The sequence below is a fragment of the Streptomyces sp. NPDC040405 genome (genome assembly GCF_055595765.1).
Map to the genome: position 1 here is coordinate 265,847 of NZ_JBVIVI010000002.1, position 18,380 is coordinate 284,226.

Consider the following 18,380-nt stretch of genomic DNA (forward strand, 5'->3'; position numbering starts at 1 on the left):
CACACAGGGAAGGCCCCGACCGCGATGCGGTCGGGGCCTTCCCTGTGTGAGCTGCGCGAGCGCTTCGGTCAGCGGTTGCTGAGCCGGAAGGCGGTGCTGCCCGCGGCCACCGGGGAGAGGATCATGAAGATCCAGGTGACGGCGTTGGCGTCTTCCTTCCAGCTGTCGAACAGGTCGCTGAAGTGGTCGAAGAAGATCTCGTTCGTGGACGGGATCTTGGCGGACGCCGCGGCGGCGCCACCGATCTTGTCCACGTAGTTGGCGGTCGCGTCGTGCAGGATCATCGCGTAGCCGTACAGCTCGCCGAGGAACACGGCGGCGAGTGCCAGAACCGCGCCGACGACCCACAGCCCGACGTTGCGGCCGCCGAGCTTGGCGACCACGAGGCCGATGAGCGCGCCGAGGGCGACACCGGCGTACGCGAACTTCCGGACCTCCGGCGGGTTCGAGTCGGTGTCCGCGAGCGCGCTCAGCAGGAACGCGTACGCCAGCGCACCGACGAGCGCGGCCACGACGGCGGCACCGACAGCGGCGAGCGGGTTGCCCTGGCGGCCCACCTGCGGCGCGGGCGGCGGGAAACCACCGGCGAACTGCGGCTGGGGCGCGCCCGGATGGGGCTGCTGGGGCTGCGCCTGCGGGTAACCGTAGCCGGGCTGCGGCGCGGCCTGCTGCTGCGGGTAGCCGGGCTGCTGCTGCGGGTAACCGCCTGGCTGCTGTGGCTGCTGCCAGTTCTGGCTCATGAAATCCCCCGGGGATGAAGGTGATTCGCGTTCGAGGACAGCCGTGACCGAGGTGCGGCGACAGCGGGGAACGCGAACGATTCGAGCCATAAAAGTAACAGGAGTGCATGACAACCAGACAAGTCACTTCCGCGTCCGTGACACGCCTGGGACCGGACGGAGACATGGTGTCCCGGTAAAAGTGGATATTGATCCGCTATTCGGAGATGCGTCGGGCGGCCGGATCTCGCCGCCTGTCCGCACGATGAAGCGAATCTCGGCGGCGACAGGACAGAATCCGGCATAAGCAATAATGTCAACTTATGGCGCAGAACAAGTCGTTCACTGGGCGAGACATGGGCATCGACCTCGGCACCGCGAATACGCTGGTGTACCTGCGGGGCAAGGGCATTGTGCTCAACGAACCGTCGGTCGTGGCGGTCAACACGGCCGACGGCAGTGTGCTGTCGGTGGGTTCGGCGGCAAAGGAGACCATGGGGCGGACCCCGACGAACATTGTCGCCGTTCGACCGCTCCGGGATGGGGTCATCGCCGATTTTGAGGTCGCCGAGCGCATGCTGCGGTACTTCATCAAGAAGGTGATGGGCACCCGTCGGCTGGCCCGGCCCCGCGTCGTCGTCTGTGTGCCGTCCGGCATCACCGGTGTCGAGCGGCGCGCGGTGATGGAGGCCGCGACCCAGGCCGGAGCGCGACAGGTGCATCTGGTCGAGGAGCCGATCGCGGCGGCGATCGGCGCGGGGCTGCCGGTAGGCGAGCCCACCGGTTCGATGGTCGTCGACATCGGCGGCGGTACGACGGAAGTCGCCGTCGTCTCGCTGGGCGGCATCGTCACCGCGCGCTCGGTGCGCACGGCGGGCGACGCGATGGACGTCGCGATCAGCACGTACGTCAAGAAGCAGTACGCGCTGGCCATCGGCGAGCGGACCGCCGAGGAGATCAAGGTGTCCATCGGCTCCGCCTCCCCGACCGGCTCCTGGTCGGCGCCGCGCGCCGGAATGGTCGTCCGGCAGGTGGAGCGCAATGTCGAGGTGCTCGACAACGGCGACAACGAGGACACCCAGGCCCTGCTGCCGCCCGACCGCTGCACCATCCGCGGCCGGGACCAGGCCACCGGACTGCCCAAGGTCCTCGAACTCACCGCGGACGAGGTGCGGCACGCGCTCGCCGAGCCGGTGGACAGCATCGTCGCCGCCGTCCGCTCCACGCTGGACGAGACCCCGCCGGAGCTGGCGGGCGACATCATGGACCGCGGCATCGTGCTCACCGGCGGCGGCGCGCTGCTGCGCGGTCTGGACGTGCGGCTCGGCCGCGAGCTGGACATCCCGGTGCTGGTCGCCGACGACCCGCTGGACTGCGTCGCCGTCGGCACGGGCCGCTGCGTCGAGGACTTCGCGTCCCTGCGGGCGGCGATGGACGCCAGCCCGCGCCGCGCGGACACCGTGCGGGTCTGATGGATCCGACCCCCAGGCCTCCACCGACGGGTCGCCCCGGCGTGCGGCCCGGCAGCCGCCGTGGTGGGCTGGTGACCGGGCCGGATCGCGGATCGGTCCGTCGGACCGATCGTCAGGCGGGAGGTACGGCGGCGAGGTGACGGCAGGAGCACGGGCGTACGGGCGGACGATCGCCATGGCGGTCGCACTGCTCCTGCCCGCCGCCCCCGCCACCGCCGCGCCCCCGGCTGCCGTTGCCCAGGCCACCGCCGCTGCTGCTGGCGCTACCGCCGCTACGGCAACCAACTCGGCCGCGCCCACGGTCGCCGCCGGGCCCCCGGCTGTCGCCGTCTCGGATGCCGCCGGGAACCCGGTTGCCGGGCGCGCTTCGCGGTCGTACTCGCTCGGCGTCGAACTGCGGTCGTTGAACCCCGCCGTGGTGCGTGACGACGGTGAGGTCAGGATCAGCGGTACCGTCACCAACACCTCCGGGCGGCCGATCAGTGGCGTCCATATCGGGGTGCGCATCGGGGCGGCCGGGTCCGCCGATACGCGTGGCGCGCTCGCGGACCACGCCGCGCGTACCGCCCTGACCCGCGCCGACGGCACCGAACTCGCCGCCCACACCGCCCGCCTCGCCCGGCTCGACGCGCACGCCGGGCGCCGCTTCGAACTCACCGTGCCCGTCTCCGGCCTCGGGCTGGACGGCGCGGGCGCGTATCCGCTCACCGTGACCGCGGCCCGCCCGGACGGCCGGGTGCTCGGCCTGGCCCGCGGCTATCTGCCCGTCTACCCCGACGGCACCGGCCTGGAGCGGATGCGCACCACCGTCCTGTGGCCCCTCACCGACGTTCCGCACATGGAGGCGCTCACGCGGCGCACCGGCGACGACCGCGTGCTGCCGGTCTTCCGCGACGACGCGCTGACCGCCGCGTTCGGCCCCGGCGGGCGGCTGCGGCGGCTGGTCGAACTGGGCGAGGACGAGCCGGTGACCTGGGCCATCGACCCCGATCTGATCGTCCAGGCGCAGGCCATGGCGCGCGGCTACCGGGTCGCCCGCACGCCCGGCAGCAGCGATCCGCAGGAGGCCGGGCCGGGCAAGGGCGGCAAGGCGGCGGCCGGGTGGCTGGCCGCGCTGCGCAAGGCGGTGCGCGGCCGGGACGTCATCGCCCTGCCGTACGCGGACCCCGATCTGGCCTCGCTCGCCCGCGGCGGCGACCCGGCGCTGGCCGCGCTGCTGCGCCGTACGTCCGCCACCGGCACCGCCGTGGTGAACCGGGCCTTGGGCGTCCGCGCCCGCGACGGGGTGGCCTGGCCCGCGGCCGGAATGCTGGACGCCGGGATCGCCGGGTACGCGCACCACCTCGGCCTGCACACGGTGCTCGCCTCCGGCGAGGGGCCCGGCCCGTACGGCGGGACGCTCGTCGCCGGAGGTGCCACGGACGACGGGGCGGTCGCGCTCGGCGGCGGCAACACCGCGCTGACGTACGACGCGACCATCGCCTCCCTGCTGTTCCGGAGCCACCCGGCCGCGGGCGCCGCCGGGGAGTCCGCCCGGCTCGCGCTGCGGCAGCGGCTGCTGGCCGAGACCCTGACGGCGGTACGGGAGCTGCCGTACGCGGCGCGCGACCTGGTGCTCGTACCGCCGCGCCGGATGCCGGTCGGGGTCGCGCGGACGCTGCTCTCGACGCTGGCCGCGGGTCAGGAGGCGGGCTGGCTGGAGCCGTCACGGTTCGAGGTCGGCCTGCGGGAGCCGGAGGCGGGGGAGTTGCCGGACGGCGGCGGCCATCCGGCCGGGCTGCGCGACTCCGAGCTGCCGCCGGAGCGGCTGGCGGCGGTCGCCGGGGACCGGCGGCGGCTGGGCGCGCTGGCGAAGGTGCTGTCCGACGCGCGGGCCACGGTGGCGTCGGTGCGTGCGGCGCTGGCACGGTCGGTGTCGACGGGCTGGCGCGGCGACGCGGCGGGGGCGCGCGCGTACCAGGAGGGCGTGGCCCGCTATCTGACCGCCTCGATCGCCTCGGTGCGGCTGGTGCCCAAGTCGCGGGTGGTGGTGACCGGCGGCTCCGCGACCATCCCGGTCACGGTCGCCAACGGGCTGCAGCAGGACCTCACCGGGGTCGAGCTGCGGGTGCTCTCCAGCCGCCCGGAGCGGGCGCGCGCGGTCGAGCACGCCGTGGGCGTACGGGCGTCACGGGCGGTCAGCCGTACGGTACGGGTCCGGGTGAGCGCGCACGCGAACGGGCCGGTGCGGCTCACCGCCCAGCTCTACACCAGCGCCGACGGGCGGCCATGGGGAGCGCCGATGACCTTCACCGCCGAGGTGCGCTCGGTGCCGTCGGGCGCGGTCGCGTTCGTGGCGGGCGGGCTGGGGCTGATCGCGCTGGCGGCGGCGCTGCGGCTGCGGAGCGCGCGGCGGCGGGCGGCGCGGCGTACGGAAGGCGCCCCCTAGAGCCGGTGGGCGGTGCCCGCCGGGCTCGCGCCTCGGGTGTCCAGCAGCAGCTGGGCCTTGGCCGCCAGGCCCTGGAGGTCGTAGGTGCGGTGGTGCTGGAGCAGGACGGTCAGATCGGCCTCCGCCACCGCCTCGTACACCGCGTCCGCGCGCGGCACGGGTCGGCCGAGGACCCGCCAGCCCGGCACATACGGATCGTGGTAGCGCAGCTGGGCGCCCAGCTCCATCAGGCGGGCGGCGATCTCGCGCGCCGGGGAGCCCTCCTCGTCCGCCACGTCCGGCTTGTAGCTGACGCCGAGCAGCAGTACATGGGCGCCGCGCGCCGACTTGCCGTGCTCGTTGAGGAGCGCCGTACAGCGCCGGGTGACATAGCCCGGCATCCGCCCGTTGACCTGCTGCGCCAGCTCCACCATGCGCATCGGGAGGCCGAGCCCGCGCTGCGGGTGCGTCATCCGGTCGCATTCGATCGGCGCGCCGTGGCCGCCGACGCCGGGGCCGGGGCGGAAGGACTGGAAGCCGAACGGCTTGCTCTCGGCGCAGCGCACCACGTCCCACAGGTCGACGCCGTTGTCGTGGCAGAACGCGGCCATCTCGTTGACCAGGGCGATGTTGACGTGCCGGTAGTTGGTCTCCAGGACCTTCACGGTCTCGGCCTCGCGCGGCCCCCGGGCGCGGACGACCTTCTCGGTGAGGCGGCCGTAGAACGCGGCGGCCGCCTCGGTGCAGGCGGCGGTGAGGCCGCCGATGACCTTGGGGATATTGGCGTAGCCGTAGGCGCGGTTGCCGGGGTCGAGGCGGCCGGGGGAGTAGGCGAGGTGGAAGTCGCGCCCGGCCCGCAGGCCCGACCCCTCCTCCAGCAGCGGACGCAGGAATTCCTCGGTGGTGCCGGGGTACACGGTGGATTCCAGCAGAACAGTGGTGTGCGGGCGCAGCCACCCCGCCAGCGTGCGCGCCGCCTCGCCGACCGCGGACAGATCCAGCCGGCGGTCCTCGCCGAGCGGGGTGGGGGAGCAGATGACGGCGGTGCGGACCCGGCCCAGCTCGGCCGGTTCGGTGGTGGTCCGGAAGCCGCCGGAGATCATCCGGCGCAGCTCGGCGGCGGTCAGCGAGCCGTCGCCCGCCCCGGTGGGCAGCCGCCCCGCCCGCAGCTCGTCGGCGGCCCGGGAGTCCGGGTCGTAGCCGACCGTACGGACCCCGGCGGCGGTGGCGGCCTGGGCGAGCGGGAGGCCGAGATGACCGAGTCCGATGACGGCGAGATCTGCGGGCATGACTTCGAGCCGTCCTTCCCGAGGCGATTCCGGATGGCGCAAAGGCAGACTAAGCGGAAATATGACTCGTATTCAGTATTGACGGAGGATGGCGACGCGGTGTTGCGATCACCGGCGCGGGGCGGCCCGGGCGGCAGTCCGCGAAGGGCCCGGACCCGGCATGGCACAGCGGGGAGAAAGCCAGGAAAATCGGCAGGCGAGCGTCGTGACGTCGATCACAACGGGAGGCAGCGGTGAAGACACCGGCACTGGGACCGGCCGAGCGCGGCGAGGCGCTGGCCCGGATGGCGGACCGTGAGCTGGACGTGCTGGTCGTGGGCGGCGGCGTGGTCGGCGCGGGCACCGCGCTGGACGCCGCGACCCGCGGCCTGGAGACCGGACTGGTCGAGTCCAGGGACTGGGCCTCCGGCACCTCCAGCCGCTCCAGCAAGCTGGTCCACGGCGGCCTGCGCTATCTGGAGATGCTCGACTTCGCCCTCGTCAGAGAGGCGCTGAAGGAGCGCGGACTGCTGCTGGAGCGGATCGCTCCGCACCTGGTCAAGCCCGTCCCGTTCCTCTACCCGCTCAAGCACCGGGGCTGGGAGCGGGCGTACGCCGGGGCGGGCGTCGCCCTCTACGACGCGATGTCCGTCTCCTCCGGGCACGGCCGCGGGCTGCCCGTCCACCGCCATCTGACGCGCACCAGCGCGCTGCGCGTCGCCCCCTGCCTCCGCAAGGACGCCCTGGTCGGGGCGCTCCAGTACTACGACGCCCAGGTGGACGACGCCCGCTTCGTCACCTCGCTCGTGCGCACCGCCGCCCGGTACGGCGCGCAGGTCGCCAACCGGGCCAGGGTGGTCGGGTTCCTGCGCGAGGGAGCGCGCGTCGTCGGTGCCCGGGTGCATGATCTGGAGCAGGGGGGTGAGTTCGAGGTCCGGGCCCGCCAGGTGGTGAACGCCAGCGGGGTGTGGACGGACGAGACGCAGGCGCTGATCGGGGAGCGGGGCCAGTTCCACGTCCGCGCGTCCAAGGGCATCCACCTCGTCGTGCCCAGGGACCGCGTCCACTCCACGACCGGGCTGATCCTGCGCACCGAGAAGAGCGTGCTGTTCGTGATCCCGTGGGGGAGGCACTGGATCATCGGCACCACCGACACCGGCTGGGACCTGGACAAGGCGCATCCGGCCGCCTCCAGTGCCGACATCGACTATCTGCTGGAGCACGTCAACGAGGTCCTCGCGGTGCCGCTGACCCGCGACGACGTCGAGGGCGTCTACGCGGGCTTGCGCCCGCTGCTGGCCGGGGAGTCGGACGCGACGAGCAAGCTCTCGCGCGAGCACACGGTCGCCCATCCGGCGCCGGGCCTGGTGGTGGTCGCGGGCGGCAAGTACACGACGTACCGGATCATGGCCAAGGACGCCGTGGACGAGGCGGTGCACGGCCTCGACCGGCGGGTCGGCCCCTGCGTCACCGAGGAGGTGCCGCTCGTCGGCGCCGTCGGCTACAAGGCGCTGTGGAACGCGCGGGCGCGCATGGCCCGGCGCACCGGGCTGCACGTCGCCCGCGTCGAACACCTGTTGAACCGGTACGGCGCGCTCACCGAGGAGGTGCTGGAGCTGATCGCCGCCGACCCCTCGCTCGCCGAACCGCTCACCGCCGCCGACGACTATCTGCGTGCCGAGGTCGTCTACGCCGCCTCCCACGAGGGCGCCCGCCACCTGGACGACGTCCTCACCCGGCGCACCCGCATCTCCATCGAGACCTTCGACCGGGGCACCCGCGGCGCCCGCGAGGCGGCCGAGCTGATGGCGCCGGTGCTGGGCTGGGGGCCGGAGCAGATCGACAAGGAGGTCGAGCACTACGAGAAGCGGGTGGAGGCGGAGCGCGAATCGCAGCGGCAGCCGGACGACCTGACGGCGGACGCGGCCCGGCTGGGCGCACCGGACATCGTGCCGCTGTAGCCGCTGTGCGCTGTGCGGGTCACCGGTCCGGGCAGAACTCCGCCGTGAGCAGGGCGGTCTCGGCGTCCGGGGCCGGTGGCCCGGCGCTGTTGAGGCGGTAGACGAGGGTGCGGCGGCCGTCGCGGGTGGCCACGGCCAGCGCGTACGAGCCGTTGACCTGGCCGTTGTGCCCCCAGACCGTCGTCCCGCACGGCAGCTTCACCGGGAACAGGCCCATCCCGTACCGGCCGCCGGACGCCGAGGTGTCCTCCATCCGCCGCAGCTGGGCCTCCGGCACCGCCCGGCCGCGCAGCAGCGAGCGCAGCAGCCGGGACAGATCGTCCAGCGTGGAGATCATCTCGCCCGCGGCCCCGGCGGAGGACGGGTCGAGGTCGGTGACATCGCGCCAGGCGCCGCCCCGGGAGTCGTACGCGCTGCCGTGCGGGGGCGGGAGCGTGGTGCGGGGGCCGGGGAACGAGGTGTCGCGCAGCGCGAGCGGACCGAGGACCCGGCGCTCGGCCTCGGTGGCGTACGAGCGCCCGGTGACCCGCTCGACGATCATGCCCAGCAGGACGTAGTTGGTGTTGGAGTAGCGCCACTTCGTCCCGGGCGCGAAGGCGGGGCGGTGGGCGACGGCGGTCCGTATCAGGGAGGCGGGGCTGTGCGTCTTCGTGCCGTCGTCCGCGTCGTCGGTGCCGTTGGTGCCCTTCGGGTCGTCCGTGGTCGACAGCTGACGCGCCAGCACCGGGTCGGCGGTGTAGTCGAACAGCCCGCTGGTGTGGGTGAGGAGCTGGCGGAGGGTGATTTTTCGGCCATTGTTGCCATGGCCGCGTATCAGCCCCGGCAGATATTTCTCGACGGTATCGGCCAGGTCGAGCCTGCCCTCGCCGGACAGGCGCAACGTCAGCGCCGCGATGACGGTCTTGGTGACGCTGCCCGCCCGGAAGTGATCGTCCCGCTGGATGCGCCGCCCGCTCCGGGTGTCCGCCACCCCCGCCGTGGTGAACCGGGCCGCGCCCCCGGCCCGGACGAGCACCGCCGCCCCGGGCGCCTCACCGTCGGTCACCAGCCGCCGCAGGGCCGTCCGTACAGCCGCGCGCTCCTCCCGGGCGGCGGCCTTCCGGGCCGCTCCGCCCACGCTCGCCCGGGCGTCGGCGCCCGTCGTACAGCCCGTCAGCGTGACGGCCATGGCCGCGACCAGCGCCACGCCGGTCGGCATCCGGCCTCGCCTGTGCCATCGTATGGCGGAGATGGGCATGACACGGGCCTTTCCGTTCCCTGCGGACCCTCCGATGTTCGCAGGTGCCGGGACGGCCGCCGCACCGTGCCCGCTCCGCGCCCGGACCCCGGGCTTTCCCGGGGTCGTGGATGAGAGACAATGGGGGCTCTCCCAGGGTGGGTTCAGGGTGGGTTGATTTTGCAGAGGGGTCGCATGTCGGAGGCTGAGAAGACGCAGGGTTCGACTGGGCGCCTCCTCGCCGGGCGCTACCGGCTGGGGGAGATTCTCGGTCAGGGCGGCATGGGCACCGTCTGGCGCGCGAGCGACCAGACCCTCGGCCGCACGGTCGCGGTCAAGGAGCTGCGCTTCCCGTCCAGCGTCGAGGAAGACGAGAAGAGACGGCTCATCACCCGCACGCTGCGCGAGGCGAAGGCGATCGCCCGGATCCGCAGCAACGGTGCCGTCACCGTCTATGACGTGGTCGACGAGGACGACCGCCCCTGGATCGTCATGGAGCTGATCGAGGGCCGCTCGCTCGCCGATGCCGTCCGGGACGACGGGCCGCTCACCCCGCAGCGCGCCGCCGAGGTCGGTCTCGCCGTCCTCGACGTGCTGCGCGCCGCCCACCAGGCGGGCATCCTGCACCGCGACGTGAAGCCGTCCAACGTGCTGATCTCGGACGACGGCCGCGTCGTCCTCACCGACTTCGGCATCGCCCAGGTCGAGGGCGACCCGTCCGTCACCTCCACCGGCATGCTCGTCGGCGCGCCCTCCTACATCGCCCCGGAGCGGGCCCGTGGCCACAAGCCCGGCCCGCCGTCCGACCTGTGGTCGCTGGGCGGCCTGCTGTACGCGGCGGTCGAGGGCGTACCGCCGTACGACAAGAGCACGGCCATAGCGACCCTCACCGCGGTGATGACCGAGTCGGTCGAGCCGCCGAAGAACGCGGGCCCGCTGGAAGAGGTCATCTACGGTCTGCTGGTCAAGGACCCCGACCAGCGGCTGGACGACGCCGGGGCGCGGGCGCTGCTGGAGCACGCCCTGAGCGCCCCGGAGGACACCGCGTCGAAGACCCCGCCCGTCGACGCGACCCGCACGATGAGCCTGCCGCCCGCCCCCTCGGCGGAGGACGAGGCGGCGGCGGAGGTCAAGTCCGCGGCGGTCGCCGAGCGCGCCCGGGGTGCGCTGAAGTCCGTACGGAACGCGAAGACCGACCAGAAGCCGGAGACGTCGAAGAAGGCCGACTCCGCGAAGCCCGCGGCGTCCGCGCGGTCCGCGCCGTCGTTGAAGAAGGCCGATACCTCGAAGAAGGGGAAGAAGGGGGAGTCCGCCGCCGGTTCGGCTTCCTCCGCTTCCGTGTCTGCTTCCTCCGGTTCCTCCGCTTCGTCCTCCGCTTCCGGGAAGCCCGAGGGCGCGTCCGGCTCGTACCCCTCGGTGCCGCCCCGCGCCCCGATCACCGATGTGGTGTCCAAGCGGACGCTGATCATCATCGCGGTGGTCGTGGTCGTCATCGTGGGCACCGTGCTCGCCATCGCCTTCAGCGGCGGCGACGACGGCGACAGCGCCAAGGGCGGCTCCGGCTCCAAGGCTTCGGCCTCGGCCGACGCGTCGGGCGACCGGCAGAACGGCAAGGACGCCGGCGCGTCCGGCCGGGCGGACACCAAGGCCCCGGACGGCAAGACGTCCGGCGGATCGACGGAGCAGGCCGACTCGGACACGTCCAAGGGTGACGACGCGGACGACGACGGCGGCAAGGGCGGCAAGGGCAAGGGCGACAGCGGGGACGACGGCGGAAGCGGCGGCAAGGAGGAGGGCAAGGGCGCCTCCGTGCCGGGCGGCTACGAGACCGTCAACAGCTCCGACTTCCCCTTCACCATGGCGATGCCCAAGGGATGGTCGGTGCACAACGGGAGCTACAGCGGCAGCCGAAAGTACTACGGCGGCTCCAGCATCCCGCGTATTCAGATCGACTTCACCTCCTCCCCGAAGTCCGACGCCGCGGCCGAGTGGCGCAAGGGCGAGTCCGCCGCGCGCAGCAGCATGTCCGGGTACAAGGGCCTCGGCATCAAGGCGGTCCAGTGGCGGGGCTACCCGACCGTCGCGGACTGGCAGTTCGAGCGTGACCAGGATGGCAAGCACGTACGGGTGCTCAACCGCGGCTTCAAGGTGGACAGCAGCCATGGCTTCTCCATCATGATCACTTGCGAGGCGAGCAAGTGGGACGACAAGGAGTGCAGGACGCTGCGCGACACGGCGTTCAAAACCTTCGACATCACGGACTGAGCACTCCTGTCGGCGAAGCGTCGCGCGGGCCCGTATCGTGAGTGCCCGTAGACCGTGCGCAGTCGCATGAACCCGCCAAAACGACCACAATTGACGGCTTGGCGCTGTGCCGATCGCATCAAGGGACGTTGATCGCGCTGATCGTGCGCCAGGGGAGGCGTCGTGGACGAGTACGCGGGCCGGGTACTGGCCGACCGCTATCGCCTGCCTCTGCCGCCCGCCGACGAGTACGAGTTCGTCGAGACCCGCGCCTTCGACACCTACAGCGGACAGCAGGTCCATCTGCGGCAGATACCGCTTCCGGAGGTCGTCGACGCCGAAGTCGTCGACGCCGAAGTCGTCGACGACGACGGCCGCCCCGGCGGGGCGCTGAACGGGACGTCCCGTACCGCCCGGGGCGGCGGTGACCCCGCCGTACGGCGCGCCCTGGACGCGGCGACCGCCGCGGCGCAGGTCCCCGACCACCCGCGGCTCGGCCAGGTCTTCCACGTCTTCGCGGAGGCCGGGAGCCTGTGGATCGTCAGCGAACTCGTCGCCGGGCGCCCGCTCGCCGCGTGGCTCACCGAGCGGAACCTGTCCCCGCACCGCGCCGCCGAGGTCGCCAACGACGTGCTGACGGCGCTCCGCGCGCTCCACGCCCACGGCTGGACGCACCGCAACATCACCACCCGCACGGTGCTGGTGTGCGACGACGGCCGCGCGATGCTGACGGGCCTGGCGGCGGGCGCGGCGGAGGAGGCGCTGTGCGGCTACGACCCGGTGCCGAGGCCGCCGGACGGGGGCGCGGCCGGGCCCGGGGCCGGACCCGCGGCCGGACCCGCGGCCGGGCCTGCTGCGTCGCCGCGGGGCACGGCCGCCGAGGACGACGGGTACACCCCCACGCCGCCCGACGGCACTCCGCTCGCTGGCATGCCCACCGGCGGCGCCCCCACCCCGGCCCTTCCGCACGGCTACGAGAGCGCCACCCCCGACCAGCGTCCCGGCGCGCAGGGCCCGGTCTACCGCGACCAGGGCATGGCGGGCGGCTTCCCCGCTCCGCGCGGCGCGGGCGATGCCGAGCAGGGGGCCGGGGCGTACGGATATCCGGAGTCGGCCGGACCGCATGAACATCACGGCCGCCGCCCGGACTTCACCGGCCCAGGTGCCGGTCCGGTCGCGTGGGACCAGCCGGAAGTCGCCTGGGACGGGCCGGAACCGGAAGGCGAATGGGCCGCCGACGGGTCCGGGCACATTCCGGCGCAGGGCGCGGGAGACGGCGCGCCGGGCGCCGCGGACGACGCACCGGGCGCGGCCGCGCGCGCCGCGCGGGCCAGGGCCATCGCCGCCTACGCGGCGGGAGCCCGCGCCGCCGCCGCACGGGCAGGCGCCGACGCCCCCCACCACCCCGTCCAGGAGCCGGAGCCGCTCACGGGCGGCGCGCCCTGGCCCGATTCCGCTTCCGGTTCTGCTTCCGCTTCTCGCGCGCCGGAAGGCGCCGCGGTCCCCCGGCAGCCGAACGGGGAGGACGGCGGCGGTTCCTGGGACGTCGGCGGAACGGCGGACGGCGGACCGCCGCGCGGCCCCGCCACCGCGCTCGCCGCCGAACGGGCCCGCCAGGCGCGGATCGTCGTGGTCGGCGCCGTCACCGAGCGCTGGGCGCCCGAGCAGGCCGGATCCGTACACGAGAACTGGCAGCTGGCGCCGCCCGTCGGCCCGGCGGCCGACCTGTGGGCGCTCGGCGTGCTGCTCTTCCGCGCCGTCCAGGGCCACGCCCCGTACCCGGAGGAGAACGCCGCCGAGCTGGTGCAGATGGTGTGCGCGGAGGCGCCCGCCTACGCGGAGGAGTGCGGTCCGCTGCGCCCCGTCGTCGAGTCGCTGATGCGCCAGGACCCCACCGAGCGGCCCGACTTCGAGGAGCTGCGCGGCTGGCTGCGGTCGCTGATCAGGTCGGCGCCGGAGCCGGACGTGGGCAGCAGCACGGTCACCGTTCCGTCGATCGGTCCGGGCGGCGCGTCCGACCCCGCGCGGCTGCCGATCGTGCGCCGCCGCGGCTGGCTGGTGCGCAAGGGCCGGGGCCGCCCGGACCGGGCGGCGGCCGCGCACGGGCGGCACAAGCGGGGGAAGCAGCCCGCGCGCGAACCGTCCCCGCCCCCGCGGCCGGAGCGCCGGCAGCAGGTATCCGGCCACAAGCCGCGCAGGCTGGGACGGGTGCTGCTCCTGCTGATACTGCTGGGCCTGGCGGCGGCGGTGCTGTACGCGATGATGTTCATGCCGCGCACCGAGGACACCGGCGGCCAGGACCGCACCGGTTCGGCGGGCGCGGGGAGCCCGGCGCCCACCAGCGCCCACGACCCGGCGGCACCGTCCGACAGGGACGGCAAGGACGGCAAGGGCGGCAAGGGCGGCGGCTCGGCGGACTCGGGCTCCGACAAGCCCCAGTCCACCGAACCGGCCGGTCTCGCGAAGGGCTTCGCGGTCCGCAAGGACCCCAAGGGCTTCGCAGTCGCCGTCCACGAGGGCTGGACCCGGCGCGGCGAGAACGCGCGCGGCCAGATCCGCTACATCGGCGGCGACATCGAGCTGGTGATCGTGGCGGGGCGGGACAAGGTGTCCGAGTTCGGCGCCGACCCGATGGCGTACCAGCAGAACCGGGAGGCCGAACTGGCCGCCTTCCGCGACTCGGCGTGGGCGTCGTCCTCGGGGCTGAAGCGGATCGACGTCGGGAAGACGGCGATGGCCGAGGGCCAGTTCAGCTGGCGCGACAGCAGCGGCCGCAATGTGTACGCGCGCAACCTGGCGATGCTGATCGGCGGGCGCTACCACGTGGTCCTGGCGATCGGCCCCGCCGACGAGCGCCGCACGGTGAACCAGCACTTCGAGCAGGCGACGGCCACGTACAGCACGACGGGCTGACGCAGCTCACCGGCTCAGCGCGCCGGGGCACCCCCGAACCGCTCCCGCAGCCGGTACTTGAGCACCTTCCGCAGCGTCTCGTTCCGCGGCAGCGCGTCCACCACCTCCACCCGCTCCGGCACCTTGTGCAGCGACAGCCCCACCTCTCGCAGATAGGAGCCGACCCCCTCCACCGTCAGCGGCGCCGCCCCCACCGGCTGCTCCACCACGGCGCACACCACCTCCCCGCGCTCCGCGTCCGGCAGCCCGATCACCGCCACATCCCCGACATCGGGATGCCGGTACAGCAGCTGCTCGATCTCCTTCGCGGAAATGTTCTCGCCCTTACGGATGATGATGTCCTTGGCGCGGCCGGTGAGCACGAGATGACCGCTTTCGGTGAGATGGCCGAGATCGCCGGTGCGGAAGAACCCGTCGGCGTCGAACGCCTCCCGGGTCTGCGCCGCGTCCAGATAACCGGCGCACACCGCCTCGCCCCGCAGCCGTACCTCCCCGTCCACGACGCGGATCTCCATCTCCGCGGGCGGGCGCCCCTCCGTCGTCGCCAGCAGCTCGTCGGTGTCGTCCGGCGCCCCCATGGTGATCATGGGAACCTCGGTCATCCCGTAGCCGTGGGTGAGGCGGCATCCCAGCTCCCGTATCACCTCGTAGTACAGCTCGGGCGGCTTGGGGGCGCCGCCACCGGCCAGCAGCCGCAGCGTCGGAATGAGCGGATGCGCGGGGTCCTTGCGCTGCTCCGCCAGGAACATGGAGTAGAAGGCGGTGCTGCCGCCCGCGACCGTCACCCCGTGCCGCCGGTACGCGGCCAGCGAGTCCGGCAGCGCGAAGTGCTCCAGCAGCACGGCCGGGAAGCCGTACAGCAGCAGCATCACCGTGTAGTCGGGCCCGGCGACATGGGCGTACGGGAAGGCCATCGACCCGACGTCGTCGGGTCCGAGGCGCAGCGCGTGGGCGAGGCAGGAACCGGCGGCGATGAGGCTGCGGTCGGTGTGCAGCACGCCCTTGGGGTCGGAGGTGGTGCCCGAGGTCCAGTAGATCCAGCGGACGGCGGTCCCGTCGGTGGGCGGCGGCGGCAGATGCGGCGGCGCCTTCGGGTCGGCGACCGGAAGCGCGTCGTACGCCTCGAAGACGAGCGGCGGATGCGGCAGCCGGGCGGCCAGCCGGTGCGCCATCGCCGTATGGTCGAAGCCGCGCCAGGACCCGGGGACGGCGAAGAACCGCGCGCCCGAGGCCCGTAGCGCGTACCCCACCTCGCGGTCGCGGTAGTACGGGATGAGCGGGGTCTGTACGGCGCCCAGCCGAGCCAGCGCCATGGTCAGCACGACCGTCTCCAGCCGGGTGGGCAGTTGCCAGGCGACCCGGCTTCCGGGGCCCACCCCCATCGCGTACAGCCCGGCCGCCGTGCGCTCCGCGCGGGTGCGCAGCGCGCGGAAGGTCAGCCGCCGGTCGTGCCGGCCGCTGGCGGCGGCCTGGATCAGCGCGGGGGCGTCCGGGGTGAGCGCGACGCGCCGCTCCAGCAGTTCCCAGAGCGTCGCCGATGCGCCGAGGGCGTGTGCGGTGTCGGTCATCCCGGCCTCCCGTGAGCCCTGCGTGGATCTGACGGTTAGTCAGATAATGCGGGAAGCGTAAGGCCGTCCGTCTTGTCGGTCCAGAGGGTGCGGATTAGCCTTCCCCTGCCGCCTGATCTGACGAGACATCAGAAGAGGGAGGACGGCCGCCGATGGATCTCGCCTTCACGGAGGACGAGGAGGACTTCCGGCGCGGACTGCGCGCCTGGCTCGCGGACGTCCTCCCCATGCTGCCCGCCCGCCCCGACCCCGCCGACTGGCCCGCCCGCCGCGCCTACGACTGCGGCTGGCAGCGCATGCTGCACGACGCCGGATACGCCGGACTGCACTGGCCCGAGGACGCCGGAGGACGGGGCGCCACCCCCACCCAGCACCTGATCTTCCTGGAGGAGACCGAACGCGCGGGCGCGCCCTACGTCGGCGCCAACTTCGTCGGCCTGCTGCACGCGGGCCCCACCATCGCCGCCGAGGGCACCCCCGCCCAACGGGCCCGCTGGCTGCCGCCGATCCTCCGCGGCGACCAGGTCTGGTGCCAGGGCTTCTCCGAACCCGACGCCGGATCCGACCTGGCCTCCCTGCGCACCCGGGCCGTACGGGACGGCGACCACTACGTCGTCAGCGGCAGCAAGATCTGGACCTCGCACGCCGAGATCGCCGACTGGTGCGAACTCCTGGTGCGCACCGCGCCGATAAACCCCGGCACACCCAAGCACCGGGGCATCACCTGGCTCGCGCTGCCGATGGACGCGCCCGGCGTGACCGTACGGCCGCTGCGCACACTCGCCGGGACCGCCGAGTTCGCCGAAGTCTTCCTGGACGAGGTGCGGGTGCCCGTCGACCACCGGATCGGGGCCGAGAACGACGGCTGGCGGGTGACCATGGTGACCCTCTCCTTCGAACGCGGCACGGCCTTCGTCGGCGAGGTCGTCGCCTGCCGACGCGTACTGGAGGCCCTGGCCCGTACCGCCAAGGCCAGCGGGCGCTGGGACGACCCCGTGCTGCGGCGGCGGCTGGGGCGGCTCGCCGCCGCGTGCGCGGCGCTGTGGCGGCTCACCCAGTGGAACGTGAGCGAGGCGCAGCAAACCGGCGGGGTGCCGGGCGTCGGCGGCTCGGTCTTCAAGCTCCGCTTCTCGGAGGTACGGCAGGAGCTGTACGACGCGGCCGCCGAGGTGCTGGGCCCGGACGCGCTGGACGCCGGGCACGAGTGGGTCGCGGACCGGCTGTCGTCCCTCTCGTACACCATCGCGGCCGGAACCTCGCAGATCCAGCGCAACATCGTCGCCGAGCGCATCCTCGGCCTGCCGAAGGGGCGGTGACCCGGAACATGGACTTCCAGCTCGACGACGACCAGCGGGCGCTGCGGGACGGGATGCGCGCACTGCTGGAACGGCGCTTTCCCCGCACCCGGTTACGGACGGTGGTGGACGGCCACGGAGGCGCCGCGGCATGCGACCGAGCCCTGTGGCGGGAGCTGGGCACGGCCGGGTTCTTCGCGCTGCGGCTGCCCGAGGCGGCGGGCGGGGTGGGGCTCGGACTGCCGGAGGCGGTGCTGGCGATGGAGGAGGCGGGCCGGGCGCTGCTTCCGGGGCCGCTGGTCGCCACGCAGTTGGCGGCGGGCCTGGACGCCGCGGGCGCGGCTGCCGCCGACGGGGCTGCCGACGGGGCCGCTGTGGTCACCGCGCTGGACCTCGGCGCCGGGGCGGACCGGCTGGTGGAGCACCTGGCCTCGGCCGATGCCGTGCTGGTGCTGAGCGGCGAGGACGCCGAGATGTTTCCGGCGGCCGCGCTCGCGGACCCGGCGCGGCCCATACGCTCCGTCGACCCGGCCACGCCGCTGCACCGGGTGCACCCACCGGCCGTGACGTCCGGGGACGTGGCTTCCGGGGGCTTGGCGGGCGCCGGTGCGGCCAGGTTCCCCGGGGCCGCCGCCCGGCTGCGCCGCGAGGCGGCCCTGCTGACCGCCGCCCAACAGCTCGGCAGCGCCTCCCGTACGGTCCGGATGGCGGTCGATCACGCCACGGCGCGCACCCAGTTCGGCCGCCCGATCGGCGCCTTCCAGGCCGTACAGCATCTGTGCGCACGGATGCTGGTGCGCGCCGAATCAGCCAGAAGTGTGGTGTACGCCGCCGCGGTCACAGAAGAGGCGGGTGACATCGCCGCCGCCAAACTGCTCGCCGACGAGGCGGCCGTCCGTAATGCCCGCGACTGCCTTCAGGTGCACGGTGGGATGGGTTTCACCTGGGAAGCGGATGTCCATCTGCACCTCAAACGGGCCTGGGTGCGCGCCGGACAGTGGCAGACGGCGGCCGCGGCGGAGGAGGAACTTGCCGCGGGACTCCTGTTGACCGGTGAAACAGGTTTGTAACCGGGCTCCATGGATACGCCTGAATTGTTGGGATGTCGCATTCTCTGGGGGAGATCCCCGGAGGCTTTGAGGTGACCGAGCGTTGATATCGGGTTGTTTCCTAGGCGTGACTCGTCACAGGGGGGAGTCGGGCTCCGGCTCGGGTACTCTCCGTTGGGTGCGAGCGGTTTTGGGGTGCAACGAACCCGGCGTGGCCCGTGAGGCGACTCCGGGCACGCCGATGTGCCCCGCTCGCACGGGGGGCGCT

Annotated in this window: 11 protein-coding genes; 7 read left to right on the forward strand and 4 right to left on the reverse strand. The window is 73.5% G+C overall.

Annotation, left to right across the window (positions count from 1 at the left end):
* Nucleotides 1-68: 68 nt before the first annotated feature.
* On the reverse strand, nt 69-740 hold the full coding sequence (locus ACZ59A_RS08535; RefSeq protein WP_470955255.1) for a hypothetical protein: 672 nt from the start codon (nt 738-740) through the stop codon (nt 69-71).
* 302 nt (nt 741-1,042) lie between these two features.
* On the opposite strand from ACZ59A_RS08535, the gene ACZ59A_RS08540 reads away from it, so the two are divergent.
* Nucleotides 1,043-2,191: a rod shape-determining protein gene (locus ACZ59A_RS08540; protein ID WP_470955258.1), complete on the forward strand. Its 1,149-nt coding sequence runs from the start codon at nt 1,043-1,045 to the stop codon at nt 2,189-2,191.
* 136 nt (nt 2,192-2,327) lie between these two features.
* A complete protein-coding gene (locus tag ACZ59A_RS08545) occupies nt 2,328-4,619 on the forward strand; it encodes a DUF6049 family protein (protein WP_470955261.1) in 2,292 nt (763 codons plus the stop codon).
* Here the strand turns inward: ACZ59A_RS08545 and ACZ59A_RS08550 are convergent.
* Nucleotides 4,616-5,887, reverse strand: coding sequence for a nucleotide sugar dehydrogenase (locus tag ACZ59A_RS08550; protein WP_470955264.1), 1,272 nt, complete (start codon nt 5,885-5,887; stop codon nt 4,616-4,618). The genes ACZ59A_RS08545 and ACZ59A_RS08550 overlap by 4 nt on opposite strands.
* Before the next feature lie 233 nt (nt 5,888-6,120).
* On the opposite strand from ACZ59A_RS08550, the gene ACZ59A_RS08555 reads away from it, so the two are divergent.
* Nucleotides 6,121-7,827, forward strand: a complete 1,707-nt coding sequence (locus ACZ59A_RS08555) for a glycerol-3-phosphate dehydrogenase/oxidase (protein ID WP_470955267.1) — start codon at nt 6,121-6,123, stop codon at nt 7,825-7,827.
* Between the two features lie 19 nt (nt 7,828-7,846).
* Here the strand turns inward: ACZ59A_RS08555 and ACZ59A_RS08560 are convergent, their stop codons facing one another.
* Nucleotides 7,847-9,025, reverse strand: a complete 1,179-nt coding sequence (locus ACZ59A_RS08560) for a serine hydrolase domain-containing protein (protein WP_470955271.1) — start codon at nt 9,023-9,025, stop codon at nt 7,847-7,849.
* Between the two features lie 213 nt (nt 9,026-9,238).
* Between ACZ59A_RS08560 and ACZ59A_RS08565 the strand changes: the two genes are divergently transcribed.
* Both ACZ59A_RS08565 and ACZ59A_RS08570 read left to right on the forward strand, forming a co-directional pair.
* Nucleotides 9,239-11,308, forward strand: a complete 2,070-nt coding sequence (locus tag ACZ59A_RS08565; protein WP_470955273.1) for a serine/threonine-protein kinase — start codon at nt 9,239-9,241, stop codon at nt 11,306-11,308.
* A 162-nt stretch (nt 11,309-11,470) separates the two neighbouring features.
* Nucleotides 11,471-14,200, forward strand: coding sequence for a protein kinase (locus ACZ59A_RS08570; protein ID WP_470955276.1), 2,730 nt, complete (start codon nt 11,471-11,473; stop codon nt 14,198-14,200).
* 14 nt (nt 14,201-14,214) lie between these two features.
* Here the strand turns inward: ACZ59A_RS08570 and ACZ59A_RS08575 are convergent, their stop codons facing one another.
* A complete protein-coding gene (locus ACZ59A_RS08575; protein WP_470955278.1) occupies nt 14,215-15,768 on the reverse strand; it encodes an AMP-binding protein in 1,554 nt (517 codons plus the stop codon).
* A 152-nt stretch (nt 15,769-15,920) separates the two neighbouring features.
* On the opposite strand from ACZ59A_RS08575, the gene ACZ59A_RS08580 reads away from it, so the two are divergent.
* Together ACZ59A_RS08580 and ACZ59A_RS08585 are read left to right on the forward strand one after the other, a co-directional pair.
* Entirely contained in the window at nt 15,921-17,084 is a 1,164-nt protein-coding gene (locus ACZ59A_RS08580; RefSeq protein ID WP_470955281.1) for an acyl-CoA dehydrogenase family protein, read from the forward strand.
* An 8-nt stretch (nt 17,085-17,092) separates the two neighbouring features.
* Nucleotides 17,093-18,133, forward strand: coding sequence for an acyl-CoA dehydrogenase family protein (locus ACZ59A_RS08585; RefSeq protein ID WP_470957812.1), 1,041 nt, complete (start codon nt 17,093-17,095; stop codon nt 18,131-18,133).
* The last annotated feature ends 247 nt before the right edge of the window (nt 18,134-18,380 follow it).

Bases quoted from the DNA above. Each gene is read 5' to 3' on its own strand.
- ACZ59A_RS08535 (WP_470955255.1), bottom strand. From the start codon at position 740: ATGAGCCAGAACTGGCAGCAGCCACAGCAGCCAGGCGGTTACCCGCAG.
- ACZ59A_RS08540 (WP_470955258.1), top strand. From the start codon at position 1,043: ATGGCGCAGAACAAGTCGTTCACTGGGCGAGACATGGGCATCGACCTC.
- ACZ59A_RS08550 (WP_470955264.1), bottom strand. From the start codon at position 5,887: ATGCCCGCAGATCTCGCCGTCATCGGACTCGGTCATCTCGGCCTCCCG.
- ACZ59A_RS08560 (WP_470955271.1), bottom strand. From the start codon at position 9,025: ATGCCGACCGGCGTGGCGCTGGTCGCGGCCATGGCCGTCACGCTGACG.
- ACZ59A_RS08565 (WP_470955273.1), top strand. From the start codon at position 9,239: ATGTCGGAGGCTGAGAAGACGCAGGGTTCGACTGGGCGCCTCCTCGCC.
- ACZ59A_RS08575 (WP_470955278.1), bottom strand. From the start codon at position 15,768: ATGACCGACACCGCACACGCCCTCGGCGCATCGGCGACGCTCTGGGAA.
- ACZ59A_RS08580 (WP_470955281.1), top strand. From the start codon at position 15,921: ATGGATCTCGCCTTCACGGAGGACGAGGAGGACTTCCGGCGCGGACTG.
- ACZ59A_RS08585 (WP_470957812.1), top strand. From the start codon at position 17,093: ATGGACTTCCAGCTCGACGACGACCAGCGGGCGCTGCGGGACGGGATG.